The sequence below is a fragment of the Plantactinospora sp. CNZ321 genome, from assembly GCF_004217235.1.
Map to the genome: position 1 here is coordinate 1,698,786 of NZ_SHKQ01000001.1, position 25,129 is coordinate 1,723,914.

25 protein-coding genes and 1 pseudogene are annotated in these 25,129 nt (G+C 72.3%); 14 read left to right on the forward strand and 12 right to left on the reverse strand.

Translation table 11 applies throughout. The features are described from left to right. Positions 1–20 precede the first annotated feature (20 nt). The gene (locus EV371_RS07505; protein WP_130461408.1) at positions 21–449 is read left to right on the forward strand and encodes a DUF3151 family protein; all 429 of its coding nucleotides are present in this window, start codon (positions 21–23) and stop codon (positions 447–449) included. 27 nt (positions 450–476) lie between these two features. Here EV371_RS07505 and EV371_RS34185 read toward each other — a convergent pair. Together EV371_RS34185 and EV371_RS07515 are read right to left on the reverse strand one after the other, a co-directional pair. Then, a pseudogene (locus EV371_RS34185) lies at positions 477–2,195 on the reverse strand (MinD/ParA family ATP-binding protein); the annotation flags it as partial. Positions 2,196–3,369: 1,174 nt separating this feature from the next. Next, the gene (locus EV371_RS07515) at positions 3,370–4,365 is read right to left on the reverse strand and encodes a diacylglycerol kinase family protein (protein ID WP_130461410.1); all 996 of its coding nucleotides are present in this window, start codon (positions 4,363–4,365) and stop codon (positions 3,370–3,372) included. Between the two features lie 128 nt (positions 4,366–4,493). Between EV371_RS07515 and EV371_RS07520 the strand changes: the two genes are divergently transcribed. The 4 genes from EV371_RS07520 (at position 4,494) to EV371_RS07535 (ending at position 8,560) form a co-directional block, all read left to right on the forward strand. After that, positions 4,494–5,789 carry an adenylosuccinate synthase gene (locus EV371_RS07520; protein ID WP_130461411.1) on the forward strand — a complete coding sequence of 432 codons (1,296 nt, stop codon included), beginning with the start codon at positions 4,494–4,496 and terminating at the stop codon, positions 5,787–5,789. 88 nt (positions 5,790–5,877) lie between these two features. Next, positions 5,878–7,167: a phosphoribosylamine--glycine ligase gene (gene purD, locus EV371_RS07525; protein ID WP_130461412.1), complete on the forward strand. Its 1,290-nt coding sequence runs from the start codon at positions 5,878–5,880 to the stop codon at positions 7,165–7,167. A gap of 161 nt (positions 7,168–7,328) precedes the next feature. After that, positions 7,329–7,940 (forward strand): hypothetical protein, encoded by a 612-nt coding sequence (locus tag EV371_RS07530; protein WP_130461413.1) that lies wholly within the window; start codon positions 7,329–7,331, stop codon positions 7,938–7,940. Positions 7,941–7,981: 41 nt separating this feature from the next. Continuing rightward, entirely contained in the window at positions 7,982–8,560 is a 579-nt protein-coding gene (locus EV371_RS07535) for an endonuclease/exonuclease/phosphatase family protein (RefSeq protein ID WP_130461414.1), read from the forward strand. Positions 8,561–8,613: 53 nt separating this feature from the next. Here the strand turns inward: EV371_RS07535 and EV371_RS07540 are convergent, their stop codons facing one another. The 3 genes from EV371_RS07540 to EV371_RS07550 form a co-directional block, all read right to left on the reverse strand. Continuing rightward, positions 8,614–10,230 carry an AMP-binding protein gene (locus tag EV371_RS07540; protein WP_130461415.1) on the reverse strand — a complete coding sequence of 539 codons (1,617 nt, stop codon included), beginning with the start codon at positions 10,228–10,230 and terminating at the stop codon, positions 8,614–8,616. 13 nt (positions 10,231–10,243) lie between these two features. Beyond that, on the reverse strand, positions 10,244–11,458 hold the full coding sequence (locus EV371_RS07545; protein ID WP_130461416.1) for an acyl-CoA dehydrogenase family protein: 1,215 nt from the start codon (positions 11,456–11,458) through the stop codon (positions 10,244–10,246). A 67-nt stretch (positions 11,459–11,525) separates the two neighbouring features. Then, positions 11,526–11,978 carry an SCP2 sterol-binding domain-containing protein gene (locus EV371_RS07550; RefSeq protein ID WP_130465729.1) on the reverse strand — a complete coding sequence of 151 codons (453 nt, stop codon included), beginning with the start codon at positions 11,976–11,978 and terminating at the stop codon, positions 11,526–11,528. 151 nt (positions 11,979–12,129) lie between these two features. On the opposite strand from EV371_RS07550, the gene EV371_RS07555 reads away from it, so the two are divergent. From EV371_RS07555 to EV371_RS07570, 4 genes are all read left to right on the forward strand, one after another. Then, positions 12,130–12,726 (forward strand): TetR/AcrR family transcriptional regulator, encoded by a 597-nt coding sequence (locus EV371_RS07555; protein WP_130465730.1) that lies wholly within the window; start codon positions 12,130–12,132, stop codon positions 12,724–12,726. Between the two features lie 121 nt (positions 12,727–12,847). Then, a complete protein-coding gene (locus tag EV371_RS07560) occupies positions 12,848–13,231 on the forward strand; it encodes an ArsR family transcriptional regulator (protein ID WP_130461417.1) in 384 nt (127 codons plus the stop codon). Then, on the forward strand, positions 13,228–13,551 hold the full coding sequence (locus EV371_RS07565) for a hypothetical protein (RefSeq protein ID WP_130461418.1): 324 nt from the start codon (positions 13,228–13,230) through the stop codon (positions 13,549–13,551). The genes EV371_RS07560 and EV371_RS07565 overlap by 4 nt, the downstream gene beginning before the upstream one ends. A 36-nt stretch (positions 13,552–13,587) precedes the next feature. Further along, on the forward strand, positions 13,588–15,141 hold the full coding sequence (locus EV371_RS07570; protein ID WP_130461419.1) for a serine hydrolase domain-containing protein: 1,554 nt from the start codon (positions 13,588–13,590) through the stop codon (positions 15,139–15,141). A 181-nt stretch (positions 15,142–15,322) separates the two neighbouring features. On the opposite strand, the gene EV371_RS07575 is transcribed toward EV371_RS07570, so the two are convergent. From EV371_RS07575 to EV371_RS07585, 3 genes are all read right to left on the reverse strand, one after another. Beyond that, the gene (locus EV371_RS07575) at positions 15,323–16,195 is read right to left on the reverse strand and encodes a pectate lyase family protein (RefSeq protein WP_130465731.1); all 873 of its coding nucleotides are present in this window, start codon (positions 16,193–16,195) and stop codon (positions 15,323–15,325) included. Positions 16,196–16,546: 351 nt separating this feature from the next. After that, the gene (locus EV371_RS07580; protein ID WP_130461420.1) at positions 16,547–17,443 is read right to left on the reverse strand and encodes a MaoC/PaaZ C-terminal domain-containing protein; all 897 of its coding nucleotides are present in this window, start codon (positions 17,441–17,443) and stop codon (positions 16,547–16,549) included. After that, positions 17,443–18,879 carry a 3-oxoacyl-ACP reductase gene (locus EV371_RS07585; protein ID WP_130461421.1) on the reverse strand — a complete coding sequence of 479 codons (1,437 nt, stop codon included), beginning with the start codon at positions 18,877–18,879 and terminating at the stop codon, positions 17,443–17,445. Before EV371_RS07585 ends, EV371_RS07580 begins: the two co-directional genes overlap by 1 nt. 57 nt (positions 18,880–18,936) lie before the next feature. On the opposite strand from EV371_RS07585, the gene EV371_RS07590 reads away from it, so the two are divergent. Then, positions 18,937–20,229: an acetyl-CoA C-acetyltransferase gene (locus EV371_RS07590; protein ID WP_130461422.1), complete on the forward strand. Its 1,293-nt coding sequence runs from the start codon at positions 18,937–18,939 to the stop codon at positions 20,227–20,229. Between the two features lie 86 nt (positions 20,230–20,315). Here EV371_RS07590 and EV371_RS07595 read toward each other — a convergent pair whose 3' ends face one another. From EV371_RS07595 to EV371_RS07610, 4 genes are all read right to left on the reverse strand, one after another. Further along, complete coding sequence (locus tag EV371_RS07595) at positions 20,316–20,732, reverse strand: PIN-like domain-containing protein (RefSeq protein ID WP_130461423.1); 417 nt, start codon at positions 20,730–20,732, stop codon at positions 20,316–20,318. Next, entirely contained in the window at positions 20,729–21,472 is a 744-nt protein-coding gene (locus EV371_RS07600; protein ID WP_165436628.1) for a DUF433 domain-containing protein, read from the reverse strand. The genes EV371_RS07595 and EV371_RS07600 overlap by 4 nt, the downstream gene beginning before the upstream one ends. A 152-nt stretch (positions 21,473–21,624) precedes the next feature. Continuing rightward, positions 21,625–22,167, reverse strand: a complete 543-nt coding sequence (locus EV371_RS07605; RefSeq protein ID WP_486484529.1) for a hypothetical protein — start codon at positions 22,165–22,167, stop codon at positions 21,625–21,627. After that, positions 22,164–22,496, reverse strand: a complete 333-nt coding sequence (locus EV371_RS07610) for a hypothetical protein (protein WP_130461425.1) — start codon at positions 22,494–22,496, stop codon at positions 22,164–22,166. Before EV371_RS07610 ends, EV371_RS07605 begins: the two co-directional genes overlap by 4 nt. 321 nt (positions 22,497–22,817) lie before the next feature. Between EV371_RS07610 and EV371_RS07615 the strand changes: the two genes are divergently transcribed. The 4 genes from EV371_RS07615 to EV371_RS07630 all read left to right on the forward strand — a co-directional run bounded on the left by EV371_RS07615 (position 22,818) and on the right by EV371_RS07630 (position 25,105). Next, positions 22,818–23,366, forward strand: coding sequence for a UTRA domain-containing protein (locus EV371_RS07615; RefSeq protein WP_130461426.1), 549 nt, complete (start codon positions 22,818–22,820; stop codon positions 23,364–23,366). 13 nt (positions 23,367–23,379) lie between these two features. Next, positions 23,380–24,102: a GntR family transcriptional regulator gene (locus tag EV371_RS07620; RefSeq protein ID WP_130461427.1), complete on the forward strand. Its 723-nt coding sequence runs from the start codon at positions 23,380–23,382 to the stop codon at positions 24,100–24,102. A gap of 173 nt (positions 24,103–24,275) precedes the next feature. Next, positions 24,276–24,752: a hypothetical protein gene (locus tag EV371_RS07625; RefSeq protein WP_130461428.1), complete on the forward strand. Its 477-nt coding sequence runs from the start codon at positions 24,276–24,278 to the stop codon at positions 24,750–24,752. Then, positions 24,749–25,105, forward strand: coding sequence for a hypothetical protein (locus tag EV371_RS07630; RefSeq protein ID WP_130461429.1), 357 nt, complete (start codon positions 24,749–24,751; stop codon positions 25,103–25,105). The genes EV371_RS07625 and EV371_RS07630 overlap by 4 nt, the downstream gene beginning before the upstream one ends. The last annotated feature ends 24 nt before the right edge of the window (positions 25,106–25,129 follow it).

Here is a 25,129-nt window from a genome sequence, read left to right on the forward strand (position 1 = left end):
CGGCCGGGTTGAATGGTTCGATGCAGAACCTCTTGCCCGAACCACCGGCCACCCTGCTGCCCCGCGACGACGACGCCGAGGCGGCTCTCGCCGCCGCGCGGTCGGCGGACACCGACGAGGCGTACGCCTCGGCAGCCGCGCAGCATCCGACGTTCAGCGCGGCCTGGGCGGCCCTGGCAGCCCGGGCGCTCGGCTCCGGCCAGGTCGTGGCCGCCTACGCGTACGCGCGCACCGGCTACCACCGGGGTCTGGACCAGCTCCGCCGCAGCGGCTGGAAGGGGCACGGGCCGGTGCCGTGGAGCCACGTGCCGAACCGGGGCTTTCTGCGCTGCCTGCACGTGCTGTCCCGGGCGGCCGGCGAAATCGGCGAGTCCGACGAGGCGGCCCGCTGCGCGCAGTTCCTCCGCGACTGTGACCCGGCGGCCGGCGACGCCCTCTCCGGCACCTGACCCGGACGCCGGGTCGAGGCGCGGCGATCAGAGGCCTTCGGCCACCGACGCCGCGATCTTGAGCCAGGCGTCCCGGGTCGCGGAGGAGAGCTGGGCGTACCGGATCGGCTCACCGGTGTCGATCAACCGCTCGTAAGGCGCCAGCAGCACCGCACGGGTGCGGGCGGCGAAGTGCCGCTCGATCGCCGGCAGGTCGATCTCCTTGCGGGACGGCGGCATGGAGACCACCGTCACCGCCTGCCGGACCAGCCGCTGCCGGCCGCTCTGCTCCAGGTGGTCGAGCATCCGGGCGGCCGTCTCGGCGGAGTCGTTCCGGGCCGACATGGTCACCACGAGCTGGTCGGTGGCGTCGATCGCCGCCTGCCAGTTCTGTGCCCGGACGTTGTTGCCGGTGTCCACGAAGATCAACTTGTAGAACCGGCTGACCACCTCGCGGATCTCCGCGAAGGCGGCGGCGGTGAGCATCTCGCCACCGGTCGCCGACTCGTCCGAGGCGAGGACGTCGAACATGCCCTCGCTCTGCGAGCGTACGTACTGGGACAGGTCGCCGACCCGGCCGTGTGCGCCCTTGAACTGGTAGAGGTCGCGCAGCATGTCCCGCACGGTCCGGGAGTGGAAGTCCTGCTGGGCCCGCATCCCCAGGGTGCCCTGGGTCTCGTTGTTGTCCCAGGCCAGCACGTATCCGCCGCGCTTCTGCCCGAAGGTCATCGCCAGCAGCAGGATCGCCACCGTCTTGCCGGCACCGCCCTTGGGGTTGACGACGGTCACCTGCCGGAGCCCGCCGAAGTTCCGGCGGATCATCTCGATGTCCTGCTTGATCTCCTGCTCGTGCCGCCCGGGAGCGAGCTTCACCAGCCCCAGCGTGGTCTTGTTGACCGCTGCGCGTACCCCCATCTGGGCGACCGGGTCGGCGGGGCGTACCGCCCGACGCCGGGCGAAGTCCTCGGCGGTGGGCGTACCGGCGTCCGGCGTCCAGAGCGGGTCGGGATAGGCGTTCCCGGATTGCGGCGGCATCTGCTGCACGCCGGCCGACTCGGCGTACGGCTGCGGCGGCACCTCGGTGACGCCGGGATGCGGCGGGACCGGCGGTGCTGCCCAGCCGGGCTGGCCGGGCACCGGCGGGGGTGGCGGCGGATAGCTCGGATAGCCGGGCTGGCCCGGATAACCCGGGGCGCCGGCCTGGTCCGGCGGCGGGTACGCCGAGACCGGCGGCGGTGGCGGCGGGCCTGGCTGATGGGGCGGTGGCACCGGCGGGTAGCCCGACACCGGGCGCGCCGCCGCCGAGTACGGGCCCGGGGTGATCGTGGGCGGGTACGGGCCGGCCGGCGGGGCAGATCCGCTCGCCGGATCGGCACCTGGACCGGAGACGGGCTCCGGCGGGACCGGTTGTGGGGTGACCGGCGGCGACGGGGGGCCCGGCGGCGGAGTCATCGGCGGTGGCGGCAGCGGCTGCGCCGCCATCGGCGCCGTGGCGACCTGCTGCGGGCCGACCGGCCGCTGCGGCGGCTGTGCCCAGGGTGACTCGGCGGACGGCCGTGCCGGTCCGCCGCCCGGCTGGGGCCGGCTGGTGGCGGGCAGCGTCGCCCGGCCACGGGCCGGTTCGGCGGGTCGGGCGGATTCTCGCTGCTCGGCCGGCTCGGCCTTCGGCTTCGCCGCCCCGACCTCGGCCGTCCCGCCCGGCGTGTCCTCGGCGGCAGCCGGCCGGCTCTGCTCGGCACCGGACGAGGACTCTGCCGCTCCGGGCGCGGTCCCGGTCTCGGGCCCCTGCCCGGCGCCCCCGCCCGCCGCCCCGCTGACCGGGCCAGCCCCGCTGACCGGGCCAGCCCCGCTGGTGGGGGCCGCGCCACCGGTAAGCCCTACGCCGGTGGTCGGACCCCCGCCACTCGTGGGGGCTGTGCCGCCCGTGGGGGGCGCCCCGCCGTGCGGAGCGGCGCCGCTGGTCGGCGCGGACGGGGTCACCCCGGCCGCCGGATCCACGGTCGCCTTGCCAGCGCCCGGGCTCACCGTCGCCTTGCCGGCGGCGGGGCTGACGCTCGCCTTGCCGGCGGCCCGGGGTCCGGCCGTACCTGCGCCGCCGGAGCCTTCCTCGCCGGTCGCCGGCCGGTCCGGGGAACCCGGCCGGGCCCGGCCGACCGCGTCCGGTCCACCGGTGCTCTGCGGCCGGCCGGGGGCGTCGGGACGGTGGACGTCACCGGCGCCCACCGAGGCCCGGCCACCCACCGAGGCCCGGCCCTGGTTGCTCGGAGCGACCGTGGGCCAGACCCGGGTCGGCGAGTGCAGCGGGGTCTCCGCCGCACCGGTCTCCGGACCCGGACCGGACGGCGGGGGCGGCGCTGCCTGCGGCGGCTGCGACAGCGGTGCCGCCGGGTGCGTCGGCGGTCCCGGTGGCGGCGTCGGCGGTGCCGCTGCCGGGTGGCTCGGCGGTCCTGGCGGCGGCACCGGCACGGCGGTCATCGGCGGGACCGGCGGCCGCTGCGGAACGGGCGGCTGTGGGGCGGGCGGCTGCGGCCCGGGCTGAACCGGCACCGGGCTGAACGTGGACGGGATGGACGGGACCGGCGGGACCGGGATCGCGGGCGGTGTTGCCGCACCGGGCGGCGGAGTGCCCTGGTAGGGCTGGTGCGCGACGGGCTGCGGAACGCCGGCGATCGGGCCGGGCGGGGTCGCGTCCGGCGGCGGTGGTGGAGTCGGCGCCCAACTGATCGGGTTGGACTCGTCGCGCGGCTCGGCGACGATCTCGTCCGGCGGCCACAGCGGCTCGGCCTCCTGTGGCGCTGTCGGCACCTGGCCCGGCACGTACACCCGGTCTCCATGATTGTTCACCACGGCCTACCTACCTCCCTCCCACACCCGAGGATATGCCCGCCGATCGGCCTCGGGCCGGGCACAGAGGTCCCCACCCACAGCCTTCCACAAGAGATCAATGGTCGTACACCGCCCATGCCCCCGGCTCGATCCACCACGATCGCTTGCGGTTGAGCGTCCCCGTCACCCCGTCGTCCAGGAACGGCACCTCCGGGTCCCGGGGCGTGACCGCGACCGCCCGGCCACGGGCCCGCCGCACCTCGAGGCGTACCGTCCGGCGGCCCCAGCGGGACCGGGCCGCCACCGGTACGGCCACCGCGACCTCGAGCGTGCCGTCGGCCGGGTCGGCGGTGGACAACAGGCGTACCTCGCCGAGTTCGGCGTAGCCGCCCCCGTTGCCGATCGCGCAGGCGACCAGCGGATCGTCACCGGCCGACAGCACGCTGTCGTCGACCTCGACCCGGCCACGCCAGGCCAACGGCGTCCCGGCGTCGTTGGCGGCACCGAGCAGTGCGCCGTCCAGGGTGACCGAACCACCGTCGTTGCGGAGCAGGTCGAGCCGGCGCACCCGACCGTCGAGTACGGCCGAGGCGACCGCCGCCGGCTCGCGGGGCAGGCCGAGCTGCCCGGCGAGGTCCCGGGGCGGCCCGGACGCGGTCGACCGGCTCGGGTCCAGCGGGAGTACGCCGATCGCCGGCAGGTCGGGCACGGTCCGGTTGCCGGCGAGATCGGCCGGACGGCGGCTCGGCGGCGGGGCGTACCGGCGGACCAACCGGCGTATGACGGCGCGTAACTGTGCGTCACTCGCCGTAGCGACGACCAGTCGGGTCTTGCCGTCCGGATCGGGCCAGTCGAGCCCGTCCGGCCGGGGCGGACCGTCCAGCCGAGTCAGCGCCGCGTCGATCTCCCGATCCGATCGGGCAGTCACCGTCTCGACCCGGGCGCCCCGTTCGGTGAGCGCGTCCGCGCAGGTCAGCACCGGTACCCGTGGGCTGTCCGCGCAGCCTGCCCGGTCGGGTGCCGAGCCGGACGAGCAGCAGCCGCCGCCCGCGTCACAGCCCGCCGGGTCGACTTCACCCGGGGCGAGGGTGAGCAGTACCACGTCGTACACCGGGAGTCGCCTCCTGCCGCCAGCCCCGGCCTCTGCCGGCCGGGTCGTCACTTTTTGTTAGCCTGACACCCCGGGCTCGCCACGCGGTCGCCACCTGGCACCCGAGCCCCCTGGAGGCGGGTTTAGAGATGCCGGCGATCGTGCTCATCGGGGCGCAGTGGGGCGACGAGGGCAAGGGCAAGGTTACCGACCTGCTGGGTGACCGGGTCGACTACGTCGTCCGTTACTCCGGCGGCAACAACGCCGGGCACACGGTGGTGACCCCGGACGGGCAGAAGTACGCGCTGCACCTGATGCCGTCGGGCGCGCTCTCGCCGAGCGCGGTGATCGTGATCGGCAACGGCGTGGTGGTCGACCCGAAGGTGCTGATCTCGGAGATCGACGGGCTGGCCGAGCGGGGCGTCGACGTCTCCCGGCTGCGGATCTCCGGTGACGCGCACCTGATCATGCCGCACCACCGGGCGCTGGACCGGGTCGTCGAGCGTTACCTGGGTTCGTCCCGGATCGGCACCACCGGACGGGGCATCGGCCCGGCGTACGGCGACAAGGTGGCCCGGATGGGCATCCGGGTGCAGGACCTGCTCGACCCGGGCATCCTGCGCAAGAAGCTGGAACTCGCGCTGCGGGAGAAGAACCAGATCCTGTTCAAGGTCTACAACCGCAAGGCGCTGGACGTCGACGCGGTGACCGAGGAGTACCTCGGCTACGCGGAGCGGCTGCGGCCGTACATCGCGGAGACCCGGGTGATCCTCTGGGACGCGCTGGACCGGGGCGAGACGGTGCTGCTGGAGGGCGCCCAGGCCACCATGCTCGACATGGACCACGGCACGTACCCCTTCGTCACCTCGTCCAACCCGACCGTCGGCGGTGCCTGCGTCGGGTCCGGCATCCCGCCGATGGCGGTGAACCAGGTGATCGGGGTGACGAAGGCGTACACCACCCGGGTCGGGTCGGGGCCGTTCCCGACCGAGCTCTTCGACGACCACGGCGCGCACCTGCGCAAGGTCGGCGCCGAGTACGGCACCACCACCGGTCGGGAGCGCCGGTGCGGCTGGTTCGACGCGGTGATCGGCCGGTACGCCGTCCGGCTCAACGGCATCACCGACCTGGTCGTCACCAAGCTCGACGTCCTCTCCGGGCTGGAGAAGGTGCCGATCTGCGTCGGCTACGAGATCGACGGCAAGCGGTACGACGACATGCCGATGACGCAGACCGCGATCCACCACGCCAAGCCGATCTACGAGGAGCTGGACGGCTGGTGGGAGGACATCTCCAAGGCGCGGTCCGAGGCGGAGCTGCCCGAGAACGCCCGCCGCTACGTGGCCAGGATCGAACAGCTGTGCCGGGCCCGGGTCAGCGTGGTCGGTGTCGGCCCCGGCCGGGACGAGAACATCGTCCGGCACGAACTGATCCCGATGCGGTGAGGAAATGCGGTGAGGAAGGGCCCCCTGTACGACAAAAAACGATAGGCGGGAGTCCTTCCTTACCCGCCTGGCCGTAGGATCGGGCGTCGTGCGCGTACTACTCATCGGTGGCGGCGGGCGGGAGCATGCTCTGGCGCTCGGCCTGGCCGCCGACCCGGCCGTCGACCAGTTGATCGCCGCACCGGGCAACCCGGGCATCGCCTCGGTCGCGCAGCTGCGCCCGGTGGAGGCCACCGATCCGGCGTCGGTCGCGGCGCTCGCCGTCGAGGTCCAGGCCGACCTGGTCGTCGTCGGTCCGGAGGCGCCGCTGGTCGCCGGGGTCGCCGACGCGGTACGCGCCAAGGGCATCCCCTGCTTCGGCCCGTCCGGCGCGGCGGCCCGGATCGAGGGCTCCAAGGCGTTCGCCAAGGAGCTGATGGCGGCGGCCGGGGTGCCGACGGCCCGGTGCCGGACGGTGGACAGGGCCGGTGGCGGGGTCGGATCCGCGCTGGTGGCGCAGGCGCTCGACGAGTTCGGCCCGCCGTACGTGGTCAAGAACGACGGACTCGCCGCCGGCAAGGGCGTGGTGGTCACCGAGGACCGGTCGGCCGCGCTGGACCACGCCACCGGGTGTGGCCGGGTCGTCGTCGAGGAGTACCTGGCCGGGCCCGAGGTCTCGATCTTCGTGGTCACCGACGGCGAGACCGCGCTGCCGCTGCTGCCGGCCCAGGACTTCAAACGGGTCGGCGACGGCGACACCGGACCGAACACCGGCGGCATGGGGGCGTACGCGCCGCTGCCGTGGTTGCCCGCGGACACCGTGGACGAGGTGCTGACCACGGTGGTCGAGCCGACCCTGGCCGAGATGCGGCGCCGGGGCACCCCGTTCAGCGGGCTGCTCTACGTGGGGCTGGCGATCACCCGGCACGGCCCCCGGGTGATCGAGTTCAACGCGCGGTTCGGCGATCCGGAGACCCAGGTCGTGCTCCCGCTGCTGGAGACGCCGCTGGCCGGCCTGCTGCACGCGGCGGCGACCGGCACGCTGGCCGCGCATCCACCGCTGCGCTGGCGGCCCGGTGCGGCGGTCACCGTCGTGCTCGCCTCGGCGGGCTATCCGGGTACGCCGAGGACCGGTGACGTGATCACCGGCGCGGAGCGGGCCGGGATAGTGCACGCCGGCACGGCCCGCCGCGCCTCGGACGGCGCGCTGGTCTCCGCCGGTGGCCGGGTCCTCTCCGGCACCGGGCTCGGTGCCGACCTCGACGCGGCCCGGGCCGCCGCCTACGCGCTGGTCGCCGGGATCGGCCTGCCGGGAGCGCACCACCGGACCGACATCGCGGCGCTGGCCGCGGCGGGCCGGCTCGCCGCACCCGACCGCGTGCCGTCACCGGCCTGCTGAAGCCCCGCCGGCCCGCACGCCCGCACCGCCGGGTCACCGCGATCGCCCGGGCGTTGCCGTCCCGGCTGGCACGAAACCGTGATTCGCCGATCTCACCCGGTCCCTACCGTGAGTTCACCCCCGGCCGTCGGCCTCGGGGAGAACTCAGCGGAGGAGCGACCATGCACAGGTACCTGACTCGGGCGGCCCTGGTCGCCCTCGGCGGCGCGGTCGCGGTCGTGGCGACCGGTTGCGTGACGATCGAGCGCGGCGGGTCCGCGCCGGCCAGCTCGGCGCCGGTCGCCGGTGACGCCGGCCTGGGCAGCGCCCCGTCGGACGAGACGGCCGCCGCGCCGGCGCCGACCGGCAGCCCGGCGGGCCAGGGCGGGCAGCCCGGCGGCGGTCAGAGCGGCAACACCGGCGGCGGCGACCACGGCGGTACGTCGGGGAACGGTACGACGCAGCAGAAGCCGAGCGGACCGACGATCGTCTTCTACCGGATCAAGCAGAAGCCGCAGTGCGCACAGGGCACGAGCGTGAACCCCATCCCCGGGGTTCCGGTGATCCTGGAGTGGAAGGTGACCGGCACCGACCAGGTCACCCTCTCCGTCGACGGCCCCGGAATCTACGACACCTATCCGGCGGTCGGCACCGCGACCATCAACTTCGCGTGCGGCGGCAGTCCGGGTGAGTACGTCAAGCACACCTACCAGCTGCGTACCGTCGGCGGTGGCGAGGTGCGCTCCAAGACGCTGACCGCCTCGGCCCTGGTACACGAGATCCCCCAGGTCTGAAACGAGGGCTGCCAGCCCGTCCCGTCCTCTTCGGACGTCCCTTGTGCACGGCTGCGGACGCAAGCCGCGACGACCCCCGTTTCCCGCTGGCGCCGGATGGCAGTTCCGAGCGACGCCAGCTGCTCTGCGCACCGCTGGAGGCCCGTCCGCACCTGCGGTTCTGCACCACCCACATAACACCGTCGAACGATGTGATCGGCGGCGTCAAGATCAACGAACGGCAGCTCGGCGAGGTGCTGACGGTGCTGGAGAACTACCACGCCGCCGGGGACACCGTGATCATCGCCGGTGACTTCAACGCCCAGCCCGACTACGGCCGGATGAACCCCTGGTACTCCAGGAACCTGAACGTTCCGCTCAACGGCGGTAACCGAGGGGACTACCGGGAGTTGGACGACACCCACGCAGACAGCCCCGGTTACGGCGAGACGACCGTCGCCGCCGGCGACACCAGCGGTCCGGGCGGCCAGGGCAAGAAGATCGACATGATCTTCGTACGCGAGAACCGGATCGTCGGCACGTACACCGGCGACTCGCTCTCCATCTCCACCGCCTGCGGCGGCGCCTGCTCCGACCACCGGATCCTGATCGGCACGGTCACCGTCCGGGTCACCACCTGAGCCGTCGACATGCCCCGGGGCCTGACCGTCGACCGCGCAGGGGCGGCCCGGGGTCAGGCCGCCCGGTGGTAGCGGCGCAGTTCCCGGGTCAGCACCTTGCCGGTCGCGTTGCGCGGCAGGGCCGGTACGAAGATCACGTCCCGGGGCACCGAGAACCGGGCGCGGTAGCGGCGGACGTACTCGCGTACCGCGTCCGGGTCGAGCGTCTCGCCCGGGTGCAGCACCAGGTACGCGGCCAGCCGCTGCCCGTACGTCCGGTCCGGCACCCCGATCACCGCCACCTCGCGCACCTGGGGCAGCTCGGCGAGGACGTTCTCCACCTCGGACGGATGGACGTTCTCGCCACCGGAGACGATCATGTCGTCGGCGCGGCCGTCGACGAAGAGCAGCCCGTCGGCGTCCAGGTGGCCGAGGTCGCCGGTGTCCAGCAGCCGCCCGCCGACGGGACCGCCCCGAGCGTCCGGCTCCGGACCGCCCCGACTGTCCGGCTCCCGGCCGCCCGCCGTGTACCCCTCGAAGAGCAGCTCGTTGCCGACGAGGATCCGGCCGACCCGGCCGGCCGGGGTCGGCTCGCCGTGCGGGTCGACGATCGCCAGCCGGGTGCCGTGCGGCGGCCGGCCGGCGGTGGCCGGCGCCCGGCGCAGCTCGGCAGGGGTGGCGATGGCGGCCCAGGAGACCTCGGTGGAGCCGTACAGGTTGTAGAGCACGTCGCCGTAGCGGCCCATGAACCGGGTGGCCAGGCCGCCGGGGAGCGCCGAACCGCTCACCGCGACCACCTCCAGCGGCGGCCGGGGCGTCGCGGTCGGCACCTCCAGCAGCCGCTGCACCATCACCGGTACGGCGAACAGTGCGGTGCAGGAGTGCCGTCGCATCGCCTCCAGCGCGGCCAGCGGCTCGAACCTGCGGTGCAGTACGACGGTGCCGCGCAGGGCGAATGCCATCTGGAGCGCCGCGTACCCCCAGGTATGGAAGAGCGGGGCGGCGACCATCATCCGGACTCCGGCGTGCAGCGGGATCCGGTCGATGATCGCGACCAGCGGGCCGAGGCCGCTCGGGGTGGGCCGGCGGGCACCCTTCGGCGTACCTGTGGTGCCGGAGGTGAGCACGATGGTCCGGCCGTCCCGGGCTGGTGGGCGCAGTTCGCCCGGGGGCGCCCCGGCGACCAGTCCCGGGTACTCCCGCTCGTCGAGCCGCTCCACCTCCGTGGGCAGCCCGACCACCCGGTCGAGGAACTCGGCGTCGTGCACCAGCAGCCGGATCCGCTGCTCTGCGGCGACGGCCGCGAGCTGTGCCCCGGAGAGCCCGGTGTTGACCAGCACGATGTCGGCGCCGAGCAGCCCGCCGGCCAGGGCGGTCTCGACCAGCCCGGAGTGGTTGCGGCAGAGCAGCCCGATCCGGTAGCCCTCGGTGACGCCGTACCGGATCCGCAGCGACCGAGCCAGCCGTTCGGCCCGGTCCAGCAGTTCCCGGTAGCTGATGTCGCCGTGCTCCTCGTCGATCAGCGCGACCCGGTCCGGGTCCCGGGCCGCCGCCTGGCGTAGCTCGCCGGCCAGGCTGAACCCCCAGTTCCGCAGCGCGCCGAGCTGCGCGGCGACCCGCCGGGGCGAGCCGGGCCGCAGCAGCCCGCGCCGGGTCAGCGTGGCGACGAGAAACGCGAGGTCGGAAGGCAAGGAGGGGCTCCGGTCAGCGGATCTGGCGTCCGGAGATGGCCCGGGAGATGACCAGCCGCTGGATCTCCGAGGTCCCCTCGAAGATGGTGTAGATCTTCGCGTCCCGGTACCAGCGCTCGACCGGGTGCTCGCGCAGGAAGCCGGCGCCGCCGAGGATCTGCACCGCCTTCTCGGTCACCGAGACCGCCACCTCGCCGGCCTTGAGCTTGGACATCGAACCCTCGCCCGCGCTGAACGGGCGGTTGTTGCGGCCCATCCAGGCGGCCCGCCAGACCAGCAGCCGGGCGGCGTCGATCTCCGTACGCATGTCCGCGAGCGCGAACGCGACCGCCTGGTTCTCGATGATCGGCCGACCGAACTGGACCCGCTCCCCGGCGTACGCCAGGGCGTACTCGTACGCCGCCCGGGCCACCCCGATCGCCTGTGCGCCGACGGTGGGTCGGGAGAGTTCGAAGGTACGCATCGCCGCCTGGCTCTTGCCGCGCTGGCCGGAGCGGGCCCGGTCGAGCCGTTCGCGCAGTGCCTCGTGCCCGCCGAGCAGGCAGCGGCCGGGCACCCGTACCTCGTCCAGGAAGACGTCGGCGGTGTGCGAGGCGCGCAGTCCCAGCTTCTTCAGCTTCTTCGTCGCGGTCAGCCCCTCGGTGCCGGTCGGCACCACGAACGCGGCCTGGCCCCGGGAGCCGAGTTCGGGCTCCACCGAGGCGGTCACCACGTGCACGGCGGCGATTCCGCCGTTGGTGGCGTACGCCTTCTGCCCGGTCAGTACCCACTCGTCGGCCGCGGAGTCGTAGCGGGCCCGGGTACGCATGGCGGCCACGTCGGAGCCGGCCTCCGGCTCGGTGCTGCAGAACGCCGCCACCGCCGGCCGGTCGGTGTCGCCGTAGCACTGCGGCACCCATTCGACCAGTTGCTCGGGGGTGCCGGAGCCGTAGATCGCGGCCACCGCCAGGGTGGTGCCGAAGAGGGCCATGCCGATGCCGGCGTCGCCCCAGAAGAGCTCCTCGTTGGCGAGCGGCAGGGACAGGCCGGTCGGGTCGGCCCAGCAGTTCGCGATGAACTCGAAGCCGTACAGTCCGACCTTCGCCGCCTCCTGGAGCACCGGCCAGGGGGTCTCCTCGCGGGCGTCCCACTCGGCGGCGGCCGGGCGCACGATCTCGGCGGCGAAGCCGTGCACCCAGTCGCGCAGGTCCCGTTGCTCCTCGTTCAGGTCGAGCGAGAACTCGGTCACGCCGCCCCCTCGTCGTCGGTCGTCGGGTCGGGCCCGGGCGCCGGCCGGGCCGGCGCCCGGTGTCGGTTCAGGCCTTCGGGATGTCGAACAGGTTGGCGATGTTGGCCGCCAGCGCGAGGTCGCCCTTTGCCTTGAGCTTGCCGGTCATGAACATCGTCACCGGGTTGGCGCCACCGGAGACGATCTTGAGAAACTCGACCGGCCCCATCGTGAGGGTGAGCTTCGGATCCCGCTGCGGGGTCTCCGAGATCTGGCAGGTCGCGTTCTCGATCACGATCTCGTAGGTGTCGGAGCCGCCGTCCTGCCGGCCGGTGATGGTCCAGTGGATGACCGTGTTGGTGTTGCCGGCCCGGTCGGCCCGGAACAGTGTCGGCATCCGGCCGAACACCGCGTCGAGGACGTTGCCGCGCAGGTCGCCGCTCATCACCTCGGCCAGTTTGTCGTCCGGGGTGGACTTGACGATCTGGGCGAACTGCTTGGGCTCGAGCGAGGCGAAGTTCGCCGGGTCGAAGTCGGTCATGCCAAGGCCCTCCGGGCTGATGTCGGTGGTCGCTGTTCCGGTCAACGTTATTGGTTACTCGTGCGTAACCTTACGCACGAGTAGGTAAGCTCGCAAGGTGTCGACTCCGCGCGCCTTCCGGCGGCTGCCCCGGGCCGTACGGGAGCAGCAGATGCTCGATGCCGCGGTCCGGGTCTTCTCCCGGCGCGGCTTCCACGCGGCGAGCATGGACGAGATCGCCGACGAGGCGGGCATCTCCAAACCCATGGTTTACGCCTATCTCGGGTCAAAGGAGGAGCTTTTCACCGCCTGCCTGCACCGGGAGGGGGTGCGGCTGGTGGAGGCGATCGTCGGTGCGGTCGTACCGGACCTGCCGTTCGAGGAGCGGCTCTGGCGGGGCCTGCGGGCGTTCTTCCGGTTCGTCGGCGCGCACCGGGACGGCTGGGCGGTCCTCTACCGGCAGGCCCGGGGTGAGCGGCCGTTCGCCGGCGAGGTGGCGGCGATGCGGAGCCGGATCATCGAGGTGGTCGCCGGGATGCTCGCCCGGGGCCTGGCCGCCGAGGGCCGCGAGGTCCGCCCGGCCGAACTGGAGGTCATGGCGTACGCCCTGGTCGGTGCCGCGGAGTCGGTCGCCGACTGGCTGGCCGACCACCCCGGGGCCGACCCGGACGCGATGGCCGGCCGGATGATGGATTTCGCCTGGACCGGTGCCGGCGACCTCCTCGCCGGCCGCCTCTGGCGTCCCCCGCCCGGCGCCGACCCGGTCTGACTCCGCCTCCCCAGCCCACCCGGCCTGACGCAGCTGCGACTTGACGCGTGCGGCTCGGGGTGTCAGTCTTTCCTGACAGGGGGTGTCAGATCAGTCTGACACCCGGGAGGGAACCGGACGCATGGACCAGGCCGCACCCGCTGGCGAGCAGTTGCTGCGCACGCTCACCGCGCTGGCCAGCCCGCACCGGCTGCGGATCGTCGCGGCGCTCGCCGAGGGCCGCAGCTACGTCAGCCAACTGGCCCGCCAGCTGGGGATGAACCGGCCGCTGCTCTACATGCACCTCCAGCGGTTGGAGGCGGCCGGCCTGGTCGTCGGCGAGCTGGAGACCGCCCGGGACGGCAGCTCGGTCAAGTACTTCGAGGTGGTGCCGTTCGCACTGGCCCTCACCCCGGAGCTGGTCGCCGAGGCCGTGGCGACGCTGGAGGCGGCGCAGCCGGCCGGGACCGCAACAGGAGAGAACGGCCCGGCAGCGGGCGGATCGGGAGAGGACACGAGCACGTGAGCACACTGTTGGCAGCCGATTTGGACATCGCACACACCGCCACGATCGCGACGGCCGTACTGGCGGTCATGGTCGTCGCCGTCGTCGGATTCGTCGGCCTGGGCTTCTACCGGGCCCGGCGGAGCACGGCCGGCGAGGCGGCATACCGCGACCTGGTCGAACGGGTCGTCGAGGCGGAGAGCCGCACGGCGGAGGCGACCGCCGCGACCGCCGAGGAACTCGGCGGGCTGCGCACCGAACTGCGCGGCACCCGCGACGAGATGGCCGAGGTCAAGCAGCGGCTGGCCGAGTTGGAGCGGTTGCTCAGCCAGATCGGCTGAGTCGACGTCGACGGCACTTCCACGGGGAGGAACGCAATGAGACGCAGTCTGCGGCACGCCGTCCGGACGGTTCTGGCGGCGGTGGTCGCCGTGCCGGTGGCGGTCGCCGCCGGGATCGGCCCGACCGCCGGAGCACCACCGCCGGACGACCTGAGCCGGGTGGAGAGCTACCTGCGGGGGTACATGTCCGAGGTCCGCACTCCCGGGCTGGCGTACGCGGTGGTGCGCGGCGACCGGGTCGTCGGGCAGGGCGCCTGGGGGGTCGACGGGAACGGGAAGCCACTCACCCCGCGCACGCCGTTCGTGCTCGGCTCGGTGACGAAGTCGTTCACCGCGCTGGCGGTGATGCAGCTCGTCGAGGCCGGGCGGGTCGAGCTGGACGCACCGGTCCGCCGGTACGTGCCATGGCTGCGGCTGGCCGACGAGTCGGTCGCGGCCCGGATCACCGTACGGCAACTGCTGGTCCAGACCACCGGGTTGCCGCAGGTGGCGGCGATGGGGCTGACCGACCGGTACGACAACAGGCCCGGCGCACTGGCTCGTGCGGTACGGGACCTGTCGGCGGTCGAGCCGACCGCCGAGCCGGGCACCGTGCACCAGTACAGCGACGCCAACTACCTGGTCCTGGGCGCACTGGTGGAGGAGGTGACCGGTGACACCTACGGCGGATACCTGCGCCGGCAGGTGCTCGACCCACTCGGGATGGTCGACTCCGCCGCCACCGAGGCGGAGGCGGAGGCGGTTGGTGTGCCGCCCGGACACCGCTACTACTTCGGCCGGCCGCAGCGCTTCGCCCCGCCCTTCGACACCTCCGGCGTGTCGTACGGCTTCCTGGCGGCGAGCCTGACCGACATGACCCACTACGCCGTCGCCCAGCTGGACGACGGCCGGTACGCCGGTCGCGCCGTACTGTCGGCGCAGGGCATCGCCCTACTGCACGCCGGCCAGGTCTCCACCGGCGGCGGTGGCCGGTACGCGATGGGGTGGCGGGACGGCACCCTGGGCGAGCCGGCCGAGCGGATCGTCTGGCACGCCGGGGCGACCGCGAACTCCTTCGGCCACGTCGTGCTGGCGCCCGGATCGGACCTGGCCGTGGTGGTCCTGGCCAACATCTACAGCCTGGCGATGGACGCTCCACTGGTCTCGGCGGCCTTCAACGTGGCCCGGATCCTGCACGGCGCCGAGGCGGAGGCCGGTGCGGCGGAGAATCCCATCTTCGGCCGGCTGCTGGGCGGGCTGCTGGCGGTCGCCGTACTCCTGCTCGCCCTGCTGGTCTGGTCGGTGGTCCGGGTGGTTCGCCGCCCGGCCGGGCCGGCGCGGTCACGCCGCCGGACCGTCGCCGGGGCCGCCGGCTGGGTCGCCGGCTGCGCGGCCCTGGCCGCCGGGACGACGTGGCTGCTTCCGGCGGCCTGGGACGGTGCCGGCCTGGCCCAGGTGCGGCTCTTCGCGCCCGACATCGGCGACGCGATCGTGGCGGTGGCCGTGCTGGCCGGCCTGCTGGCGCTGACTCGGGTCGGCGTGGCGGTGGTTGCCCTGGCCGGTCGGCGAGGGGTGCCGGATGAACAGCCGCGCTACGAGGTGGTTCGCTGACCGTCCGAGCGCCGTCGGGACGGGGGGCGTCGGGACGGGAGATCGGGACAAGGGGCGTCGGGACGGGAGCGGGATCCTCCCGTGGAGCGGGGGTACGGGTGCTCCGGTCCGGTGGGACCGGAGCACCCGTGACACCGCCGGTGGCGCGCGGGGCCGGGTCGGTCGACGCCGTGCCGGCGGGTCAGATCCGGCCGGTGCCGGCGCCGCCGGTGACGATGGACTTTACGTTGGCGGCCGGGTCGAGGCTGTACCCGTACGGGATGCCGTTGACGCTGCCGCCGGCCTGGCCGGAGCCGGAGTTGACGAAGTGGTTGTTCCGGGCGACCAGGCCGCCGACCGGCGAGCTGCCCTCACCCCGGTGGTACGGGTCGTCGACGTTCTCGAAGTAGTTGCCCTCGACGAGTACGCCCGCGTTGCAGGTGGAGGCGACGCCGTAGCCGCCGTTGCCCCGGTAGAAGTTGTTGTATACGTGCACCGGGTTGCCGAACCGGACCCGGGGGTGTCGCTGGTTCGAGCCGTCGAACCAGTTGTGGTGGTACGACACCCGCAGCCGCCCGACGTCCTCGCCGGCGTTGTTGTCGGAGTGGCCGAGCAGGAACGACTTGTCGTGGCTGAAGACCCGGTTCCAGGAGACGGTGATGTAGTCCGAGCTGCGCTTGATGTCGACGGCGCCGTCGGAGCCGTTGCTGAAGCTGTTGTGGTCGATCCAGACCCGGGTCGAGTACTGCACGTTGATCGCGTCGTCGCCCCAGTTCCGGAAGTTGATGTTCCGGATGATGACGTTGCTGACGCTGGCGACGTTGAGTCCGCCGCCGGTGATGGTGGCGTTGCCGCCGACCCCGATGATGGTCTTGTTGGCGGCGACCTTCTGCATGCCGCTGATCGAGATGGTGCCGGAGACGCGGATGACCCGGGCACCGCTGGCCTGCATGTTGCTGATCAGGCCGGCGGAGTCGGTGACGGTCACCGCCGAGGCGTTGCCGCCGCCGGTGGTGCCGCCGCCCTGGGTGGCCCAGCCCTCCAGGTTGAACGAGGCCGCCGAGGCACTCGGCATGGCGACCAGGGAGCTGGCCACGAGCGTGGCGGCGGTGACCGCGGCGAGCAGCGGGACCCGGCCGAGTCGCCAGGGACGGGTGGTGGTTTCGGTGCTGGACACAGGGAACCTCCGAGCGGAAGTGGTCCACCCCGACGGCCGGGTCGCGGGTGGGACGCGGACGCCGCCAGCGGTGGGTGGACGGTGCGGCCGGCGGGTCCGGACCGCACCAGGGGACGGGATGCTGGAAAGCGCTTTCCAGCTTAGAGCGAAGACTATCGATGCCCTACTGTCGTGTCAACGACAAATCTCGATGTTTGTCGCGACCTGTCGGGCTTGGCCCGAGAGCGTGATCAGTCCGGATCACCCGGATCAGCGCTCGTTCGCGGCCGCCACCTCGCCGAGCAGGTACGGGCGGCCGCGAGACGGGTCGTGCAGCCCGAAACTCCAGGCCCGGGCGGCGGAGAACGCGACCGTGCCGGGCAGCGGCACCGGCAGCTTGAACACGACGTCCGCCGTGTACGCGTCGGGCAGCCGCCCCTCCAGCGCGGCCAGGCACCGGGCCTTGCTCCACATGCCGTGTGCGATCGGCCTGGCGAAGCCGAACAGCCGGGCGGCGATCCGCGACGTGTGGATCGGGTTGTGATCGCCGGAGACCCGGGCGTAGTCCCGGCCCACCCGGGTGTCCACCCGCCACAGCGCGGTCGGTGCCGGGGGAGCCGCCCGATCCCCGGAGCCGCGCCGGTCACGGTCGGCCGCCGTACGCTCCCGTCGCAGGTACGTCGAGACGCCGCGCCACACCACCTCCCCGGCGACCGAGGCGGTGCAGACGATGTCGAACTGTCGGCCCCGGTCGTGCGGGCGCAGGTCGACGGCGCGTACCGCGAGATCCAGCCGCTCCGCCGCGTCCACCGGACGGTAGGTGGTGATCCGGTTCGCCACGTGCACCAGCCCGACCAGCGGGAGCGGGAACTCCGGCGCGCTCATCAGACGCAGGGCCAGCGGAAAGGCGAGCACGTGCGGATAGGTCGGCGGCAGCGTGTCGGTGAGCCGGAACCCGCACACCCGGTCGTACGCCGCCAGGTGGTCCCGGTCCACCGCCACCGACCGGACCAGCAGTTCGGTCTCGGGAAGCCGCTCGGCACGCCGGGCCGCCCCGAACCTCGGGGCCAGCCCGATCACCGCCCGACGGTAGAGCGGCCCGGCGGCCGGCAGCACCGCCAACTCGACCCCGGACGGTCCTTCGGTGTGGTTCGGCAGGTCGGACATCAGGCCCCCAGCAGGCTCTGGCCGCAGACCCGGACCACGTTGCCGGTGACGCCGGCCGAGCCGGGCGAGGCGAACCAGGCGATCGTCTGGGCGACGTCGACCGGCAGGCCGCCCTGCGCCATGCTGTTCATCCGCCGACCGGCCTCGCGCAGCACCAGCGGGATCCTGGCCGTCAACCGGGTCTCGATGAAGCCCGGCGCGACCGCGTTGACGGTGATGCCGCGCTCGGCGAGCAGCGGAGCCATCGAGTGCACCAGGCCGATCACCCCGGCCTTCGAGGTGGCGTAGTTGGTCTGACCACGGTTGCCGGCGATCCCGGCAATCGAGGAGACGCCGACCAGCCGCCCGCCGCGCGGGATCAGCTCGCGGTCCAGCAGTACGTCGTTGATCCGCTCCTGGCTGGTGAGGTTGACCTCCAGCACCGAGTCCCACCGGTCCGGGGTCATCCGGCCGAGCGTCTTGTCCCGGGTGATCCCCGCGTTGTGCACCACCACGTCGACCCGGCCGTACCGGTCGGCCAGATGGTCGGCGAGCCGCAGCGGCGCGTCCGGCGCGGTCAGGTCGAGCTGTACCGCCGTACCGCCGACGGCGTTGGCGACCTCGGCGAGCGCGTCACCGGCGGCCGGCACGTCCAGCGCCACCACCCGGGCGCCGTCGGCCGCCAGCACCTCGGCCACCTTCGCCCCGATTCCCCGGGCGGCCCCGGTGACCAGCGCGATCCGGCCGTCCAGCGGGCGGGCCCAGTCGACCTCCGGCACCTCTGCGGGGCCGATCCGGATCACCTGCCCGGAGACGTACGCCGAGCGGCCGGAGAGCAGGAAGCGCAGGGTCGACTCGACGGCCCGCTCGGCACCCGGCGCGACGTAGACGAGCTGTGCGGTCGTACCCCGGCCGAACTCCTTGCCGATGCTCCGGGTCAGCCCTTCCAGGGCGCGTTGCGCGGTCGCCTCCCGGGGCGTGCCGCAGGACTCCGGCGGGGTGCCGAAGACGACCACCCGGCCGGACGGGTGCAGCGCCCGGGCCAGCGGGTGGAAGAAGTCGAAGAGTGCGCGCAGCCCGGCCGAGTCGGTGATGCCGGTGGCGTCGTAGAGCAGGGCGGCCTGCCGGGGCACTCGCCCGTCCCCGTTCCCGTCGGCCGGCCCGGTGCTCCGGCCGTTCGACGAGTGGTCCCGGTCGTTGGCCGAGTCGTCCCGGCCGTTCGGCGAGGCGGTTCGAGCCCCCGACGGATCGGAGATCTCCACGCCGGCCGAGCGGAGCAGCGTGGCCAGCGGCTCGACCAGGCGACCACCGGGGGCGGCGTCCAGGCGGACCGGGCCGTGGACGAGCGGGTCGCCGGGGCGGTGACGGCGCAGCCTGGGCGGATCGGGCAGGCCGAGGCGCTTGACCAGCGCCCGGCCGGGACCGGTGTGGGCGAAGCTCGCGTACCTGTCACTCATGCCCGTAGCCTACTCGCGGGTAAGGTAGGGACAACCCTGCGTTCTGGAGGCGTCACCATGGAAGCCGTACGTCGCGTCGCGGTCCTCGGAGGCAACCGGATCCCCTTCGCCCGCTCCAACGGGCGGTACGCCAAGGCGTCGAACCAGGACATGTTGGCCGCCGCCCTGGACGGGTTGATCGCCCGGTTCGGCCTGGCCGGCGAGCGGCTCGGCGAGGTGGCCGCCGGTGCGGTGCTTAAGCACTCGAAGGACTTCAACCTCACCCGGGAGGTGGTACTCGGCTCCCGGCTCGACCCGCGCACCCCCGCGTACGACATCCAGCAGGCCTGCGGCACCGGCCTGGAGGCGGCGATCCTGGTCGCCAACAAGATCGCGCTCGGCCAGATCGAGGTCGGGATCGCCGGTGGCGTGGACACCACCTCGGACGCGCCGCTGGCGGTCAACGAGGAGCTGCGACGCACCCTGCTGGAGATCAACGCCGCCCGGACGCTCGGCGGGCGGCTGCGTGCCGCCGCCCGGCTGCGCCCGGCCCAGCCGTTCCGGCCGGAGGTTCCGCGCAACGCCGAGCCGCGTACCGGACTGTCGATGGGTGAGCACGCGGCGATCACCGCCCGGCGCTGGAACGTCGACCGGCAGGCCCAGGACGAACTCGCGGTCCGGTCGCACCAGCGGCTCGCCGCCGCGTACGACCGGGGGTTCTTCGACGACCTGGTCACGCCGTACCTCGGGCTGACCCGGGATGCGAACCTCCGCCCCGACACCAGCGTGGAGAAGCTCGGCAAACTCAGGCCGGTCTTCGGCACCCGGGGGCCGGACGCCGAGCACGCCAGCATGACCGCCGGCAACTCGTCACCGCTCACTGATGGGGCGTCGACGGTGCTGCTCGCCTCCGAGGAGTGGGCCAGGGCGCACAACCTGCCGGTACTGGCCTGGCTCGGTGCGTCGGCGACCGCCGCCGTCGACTTCGTGCACGGCGACGAAGGGCTGCTGATGGCCCCCGCGTACGCCGTGCCCCGGCTGCTCGCCCGGACCGGACTGACCCTGGCCGACTTCGACTACTTCGAGATCCACGAGGCGTTCGCCTCGCAGGTGCTGGCCACCCTGGCCGCCTGGGAGTCGCCGGAGTTCTGCCGGGACGGACTGGGCCTGGAGGCCCCGCTGGGGTCGATCGACCCCGGGAAGCTGAATGTCAACGGCTCGTCGCTGGCCGCCGGCCATCCGTTCGCGGCGACCGGCGGCCGGATCGTGGCGACCCTGGCCAAGCTGCTCGCCGAGCGCGGTTCGGGACGCGGGCTGATCTCGATCTGCGCGGCCGGCGGTCAGGGCGTGGTGGCGATCCTGGAACGCTGAATTGGCGGGGTTGTTCGGGCCGGCACGGAAGGTCCCGTCCATCGAGGCGAACCAAACAGCCGATATAGCGGGATCGTGACGGAGATCTACGGTAGGCAGTCCGCGCAGTCGAGGCGCATGCTGACGACACCGCCCGCGGTCAGGTGGTAGACGAAGGGACCTTCGATCTCAGCCCAGATGCGTTCGATCTCGGATAGGTGCCGGGTGAGGCGATCGATCATCTCCACGGCGCTCAGGTCCCCGCGCGGAAAGGTGAAGCAGCGGGCCGAGGAGAGGCACAAGGCGCGGCGTTCGAGACGGTTGTACCTGATTCGTTGATCTGCCCCTACCAGAATTCGCTGGTCGCGACTGGCATCGTGGATCCAGTGCTCGTCGGATACCGTGCTCGCCGCCTCACCGTACCGGTCCTGAATCGTCTCGACGTCCAAGCCCAGCTCGCGAAGGGCTCGGGCGATCTTCTTGGTGCCGATGCTGCGATCCAGGAAGAGACGCAGTTTGCTCATGCCGCGAGCAGGTCCGCTCGATCCGCTACCTCAGCTACCTGGTCGGCGGGAAGGTCGAAGTCGTCTGCCACCTCGGCCAACGACTCACCCGCGCGGATTCGCCCCAGCACGGCCGTGACGGGGGCTCCCGTCACGGCGAAGAAGGGACGGCCAAAGTTGATCTGCGGGTCGGCGGCAATCTGCGCCACCTCGTAGGCTGGCAGTCTGACCCTGTGTGCGTATCCGTCGTCGGCGTACTCGATGCGTTTGAGGTACCGCTCGATAACCTCTCGAAAGACGTACTGACCGTCACGGAGGACGATCAGGGCCCGACGTGCTCCCGACCCGAGTTCCCCTTCCTCGGACACCTCCCACAGCAGCTGTGCGCCTGCGGCGTAGAGGCGTCGTGAGGCCAGGGCGTGCGCGACCCCGAGACGCTCCTGCACGAGGCTCAGCGCAGGTCTGATCTGTTGCAGTGGAACTCCCGCTTTGCGCAGCGCGGACAGGAACATCGCCTCGGCGAGTCCGATGAAGGGAACCGACGGATCCGATGGACGGGGTGGGGGGAGGTAGGTGACGACGGGCCGAGCCCTGACGACCGTACCCGCCTCGGGGGTAGCCACTTCCGCACTGCGCCGACGCTGCCCCGGGCGGCGAGAATAGCCCCGTGTCCACGTGCGCAGCGTGGAGGCAGGCATGTCCACATAGCGCGCGGTCTCGGCCTGGGTGTACAGCGGTACGTCGAAGCGGACATCGTTCACCGCGCAGCACCTCCTCCGGCATCTCGGCAGAGTCATCCTCTCACCCGTGCCCGGTCGGCGGCCGGCCCCGGCAGGGGCCGAACCGCTCGGGCGTGGTGGCGATCCTGGAATGTTGAGCGTTTTAGCGTTTTGGCGAGGCCCCGGTGCCGAGGTCAAGCCGATCCGCCGGGCCAGCCCAGGAAGCGGGTACTCAACTCCTCAGGCGACAGGTCGGGCAGGTTCGTGGCCGCGAGTGCCGCGTACCGGCCGAGGTGGCTGAGCAGTGCCAGCCGGTTGTGCTGGTAGCGGACCAGGAATCGTGCCTGTTGGTGGGGGCACGGCCAGTCCTCGCCGCAGCCGGCGCAGGTCCAGTCGGGACGTCTCGGTAGGTGCGCCCGACGAGGACCGGTCGTCCCGTCGAAGGTCTCTGGGTGTCGCTGGCCGGCCCGTGGTTCGGGTTGGTGTCGGCGCGACAGTGGACCCGGCCGGATCGCCACGGCGTCCAGCCGGACCAGTACGCGCCGCTGGCGCAGTCGCGTCCCGCCGGGATGCTGTAGTTCGATCCCGCGCAGCTGGAGCCAGAGTCCGTCGGTGTGCCGTTCCCGGCGGCCCACCTCGATGACCTCCAGGCGCAGTCTGCCGAGGCCGAAGCAGTAGTAGCCTTCGGCGACCTCCAGGATGTCGCCGACCCGGATGTCGGGCAGCCGGGCATTCACGTCTTCGCAGCGGTAGCCGTCGCACCGAGGCGGCGCCGCCAGCCGGCGGTCAGCAGTGGCGCGGTGCGCGGCAGGGATCGCCGGAGTGTGCCGAGCCAGCCGAGCCAGCCGCCCGATCGGTATTTCGCGGGTTCGGGGGTGAGGACCTGCCGGCCCAACTCCACGAGGCGGTTTGCCGCCGCATTGGCGGGTCGGCACGGTCCGGACGTCAGACAGACCAGGCAGAGCCCGGTCTCCCGGTCGAGTACGTGCGCGTCGAGCATGTCGTACGCGGCCTGCGCATCGGCCGCGTCCCGCTCGGCAAGGCTGCTGGACAGGTAGGTGGTCATCGGCTCGCCTCTCGTCGCCTCGATGTGGACGTACGGCGACCCACCCGCGCCGGACCGAACTCACGGCGCGAAGAACCGTATTGCCGTACGGCCCCGTACGGCGGTGACCCACCGTTGGGGGCGCCGTACGCCCACTCGGTAGGCCCGGCCTGGCTGTCGGGTCAGTTCATGAGCCGACCTACTTCGGCAACCTTACTGCCTTTTGAATAAGGTAGCAAGGATCACTCTTCTTGTTGATCGGGAAGGCTGGGGGTGGGCCTAGGCTGTGACGGGTGTCGGCCGCTTTCGTCGCCCCGGCGGAATCCACCACAGGAGTCGATCATGGAAAGTTCGGAGTGGGTCAGCGTCTCGACCCCGTACCTGACGCCGCGATCGAGCGGGGACTCGGACGCCTGGAGTGCGGAGGCCATAGCGAAGGGCGGCGTCGGCAGTCAGCACCTTCTGGGAGTGAGTGAGATCGTGCCTGGGCTAGAGGTGGCGGAGGCCCTGGAGATCGATCTTGGAACTCGGGCCGTCGTGCGTCGTCGTTTGATGTTGTTCGACGACCAGCCGGTCGAACTGACGGATTCCTACTACCCGTTGTGGGTCGCCCAGGGAACCGCGCTTGCCGAGCCTCGGAAGATCAAGGGTGGTGCGATCACGCTCCTCGGCCAGTTGGGCTACCTTCCCGCGAAGGTGCGCGAGGACGTGTACGCACGGCAGCCGAGCGAGGCGGAACGCGCGACGCTCGGGTTGAGTGAGCACGAGTGGGTGCTGGGACTGAGCCGGGTGTCCAAAACCGGTGATGGGCGGCCAGTCGAGGTAAGTGTGATGACGATGGTTCCGTGGGGCCGCAGGCTACGTTATGAGCTGTCGATCGACCGAAGATGAACGGAGGGCCGTCGTGGCCAGCGTGGGTGACGGACGGCCTCGTCACGAGCAGATTGCGGCTGACATCCGTGCCCAGATCATGGCGGGTGAGTTTCCGCCCGGCACGCAGTTGCCGTCCATCCCGACGCTGGTGGTGACATATCAGGCGGCGACCGCGACCGTTCAGCGCGCTCTCGGAGCATTGAAGGCAGAGGGCTCCGTCTACAGCGAAACGGGCAGGGGCGTGTACGTGCGGGATCGGCAGCCGCTCGTGGTTGCGGCCGCCGCCTACATCACGCCCACCCAGGCTGGCTACGAGTACCGGCTGATCGACGTTGCCGAGGTTGTGCCATCCGCCGAGGTTGCGCAGGCACTCGACTCGGGCGACGATGTGGCCGTCATGCGGCACCGGCTGCTTTTGCAAGGCAACGAGCCGGTGGAGCTTTCCTGGTCGTACTACCCGACTGCGATCGCCACGGGCACGGAGCTGGCCGGGCGTCGGAAGATCGCTGGTGGCGCCGCTCGGGTGCTGGCGGACAACGGGCACCGGCAGCGGAATCTGCACGACCGGATCTCGGCGAGGATGCCCACCACCGAAGAGGTCGAAGCGCTGGCACTGCCGCCGTACGTGCCGGTCCTCCGTCAGTTCCGCGTTATCCGTGACGGGTCCGGCCGTCCGGTCGAGGTGTCGATCCTGATCAAGGGCAGTCACCTGCACGAACTCCAGTACCGCCAGGACATCCCGCCCGAAGACTGACCGCCTGGATCGGTGACCTGGACGCCAGAGGCGTTACCGAGGTGCCGTAACGCATCTGGCGTCCAGGTCGCGGTCATCGGCCTTGTTGAGTGGCGGGTGTTAACCGGATCGGCGTTATACCCGACTCGGCACTCACGCTGCCGGCACGACTACCTCTGGGGTACCTTTGAGGTGTGGCCATTCCAGCGGACGAGGTGCCGTTCACCGAGCTGATCCAGCAACCCACCAGGACCACCGGCCGGCTCGTCGGCGGGCGGGCGCTGCGGTTGCGACGCCGGGACGCCGAAGACCTGGTTCTGATGTCCGCCCGACGCGCCCAGCAGGAGGGCGAGGTTGTCGACCTCGCGGCCCGATTGCTGGCGGGGATGCTGAAGGAGCACGGCGGTGCCGAGTTCATCCGCCGGGTGCTGCCGTCGGTGCTTCCCTGGGTCCGGTTTCTCCCGGCCGACGCGGTCGACGAACTGGCCGCCGAGTTCGTCGAGACCGTCGGGGCCGCTGCCGCCGTCAACAACATGACCCCGGTCGTGCAGATGCTCGTCGAATGGCAGCACACCGCCGAGGTCTACGCCGATCCCGAGTTGTCCGCGGCGCTCACCCAGGCGCACCACGGGGACCATGGTGAGGTGCCGGCGCCCGGGACGGTGGCATGAGCCCCAAGCGGGGGGATCGGGCGGCACCGCCGCCGCGCGAGGACGAGTTCGACGTACGTTTCGCCAACAGCGATGCCGCCAAGGGCTGGGACGAACTGTGTCGCCAGGCGCCGGGCAACGTCCGTACCGCCTTCGAGGCGATTCGTCGCGTCCCTCGGCCGCATCCGTCGACATCCCGGCAGCACCGGCTCAAGCACGCCCTAGCCTGGGGCAGCCACAACGGGCAACGCCTCGAACAGTGGCAGTACGAGGTGACCAGCGCCGGACGGATCTGGTACCTGGTCCACGACCCAGCTCGGACGGTGTGGCTGGTCCATGCCGGGACGGCGCATCCGAAGATCACTGACGGCTGACCCGCTCGGCGAACTGCCCCGCGC

Coding starts and splice junctions, on each gene's coding strand:
- EV371_RS07505 (WP_130461408.1), top strand. CDS start 21: ATGCAGAACCTCTTGCCCGAACCACCGGCCACCCTGCTGCCCCGCGAC.
- EV371_RS07520 (WP_130461411.1), top strand. CDS start 4,494: ATGCCGGCGATCGTGCTCATCGGGGCGCAGTGGGGCGACGAGGGCAAG.
- EV371_RS07530 (WP_130461413.1), top strand. CDS start 7,329: ATGCACAGGTACCTGACTCGGGCGGCCCTGGTCGCCCTCGGCGGCGCG.
- EV371_RS07550 (WP_130465729.1), bottom strand. CDS start 11,978: ATGACCGACTTCGACCCGGCGAACTTCGCCTCGCTCGAGCCCAAGCAG.
- EV371_RS07555 (WP_130465730.1), top strand. CDS start 12,130: ATGCTCGATGCCGCGGTCCGGGTCTTCTCCCGGCGCGGCTTCCACGCG.
- EV371_RS07560 (WP_130461417.1), top strand. CDS start 12,848: ATGGACCAGGCCGCACCCGCTGGCGAGCAGTTGCTGCGCACGCTCACC.
- EV371_RS07570 (WP_130461419.1), top strand. CDS start 13,588: ATGAGACGCAGTCTGCGGCACGCCGTCCGGACGGTTCTGGCGGCGGTG.
- EV371_RS07575 (WP_130465731.1), bottom strand. CDS start 16,195: ATGCCGAGTGCCTCGGCGGCCTCGTTCAACCTGGAGGGCTGGGCCACC.
- EV371_RS07580 (WP_130461420.1), bottom strand. CDS start 17,443: ATGTCCGACCTGCCGAACCACACCGAAGGACCGTCCGGGGTCGAGTTG.
- EV371_RS07585 (WP_130461421.1), bottom strand. CDS start 18,879: ATGAGTGACAGGTACGCGAGCTTCGCCCACACCGGTCCCGGCCGGGCG.
- EV371_RS07590 (WP_130461422.1), top strand. CDS start 18,937: ATGGAAGCCGTACGTCGCGTCGCGGTCCTCGGAGGCAACCGGATCCCC.
- EV371_RS07595 (WP_130461423.1), bottom strand. CDS start 20,732: ATGAGCAAACTGCGTCTCTTCCTGGATCGCAGCATCGGCACCAAGAAG.
- EV371_RS07610 (WP_130461425.1), bottom strand. CDS start 22,496: ATGACCACCTACCTGTCCAGCAGCCTTGCCGAGCGGGACGCGGCCGAT.
- EV371_RS07615 (WP_130461426.1), top strand. CDS start 22,818: ATGGAAAGTTCGGAGTGGGTCAGCGTCTCGACCCCGTACCTGACGCCG.
- EV371_RS07630 (WP_130461429.1), top strand. CDS start 24,749: ATGAGCCCCAAGCGGGGGGATCGGGCGGCACCGCCGCCGCGCGAGGAC.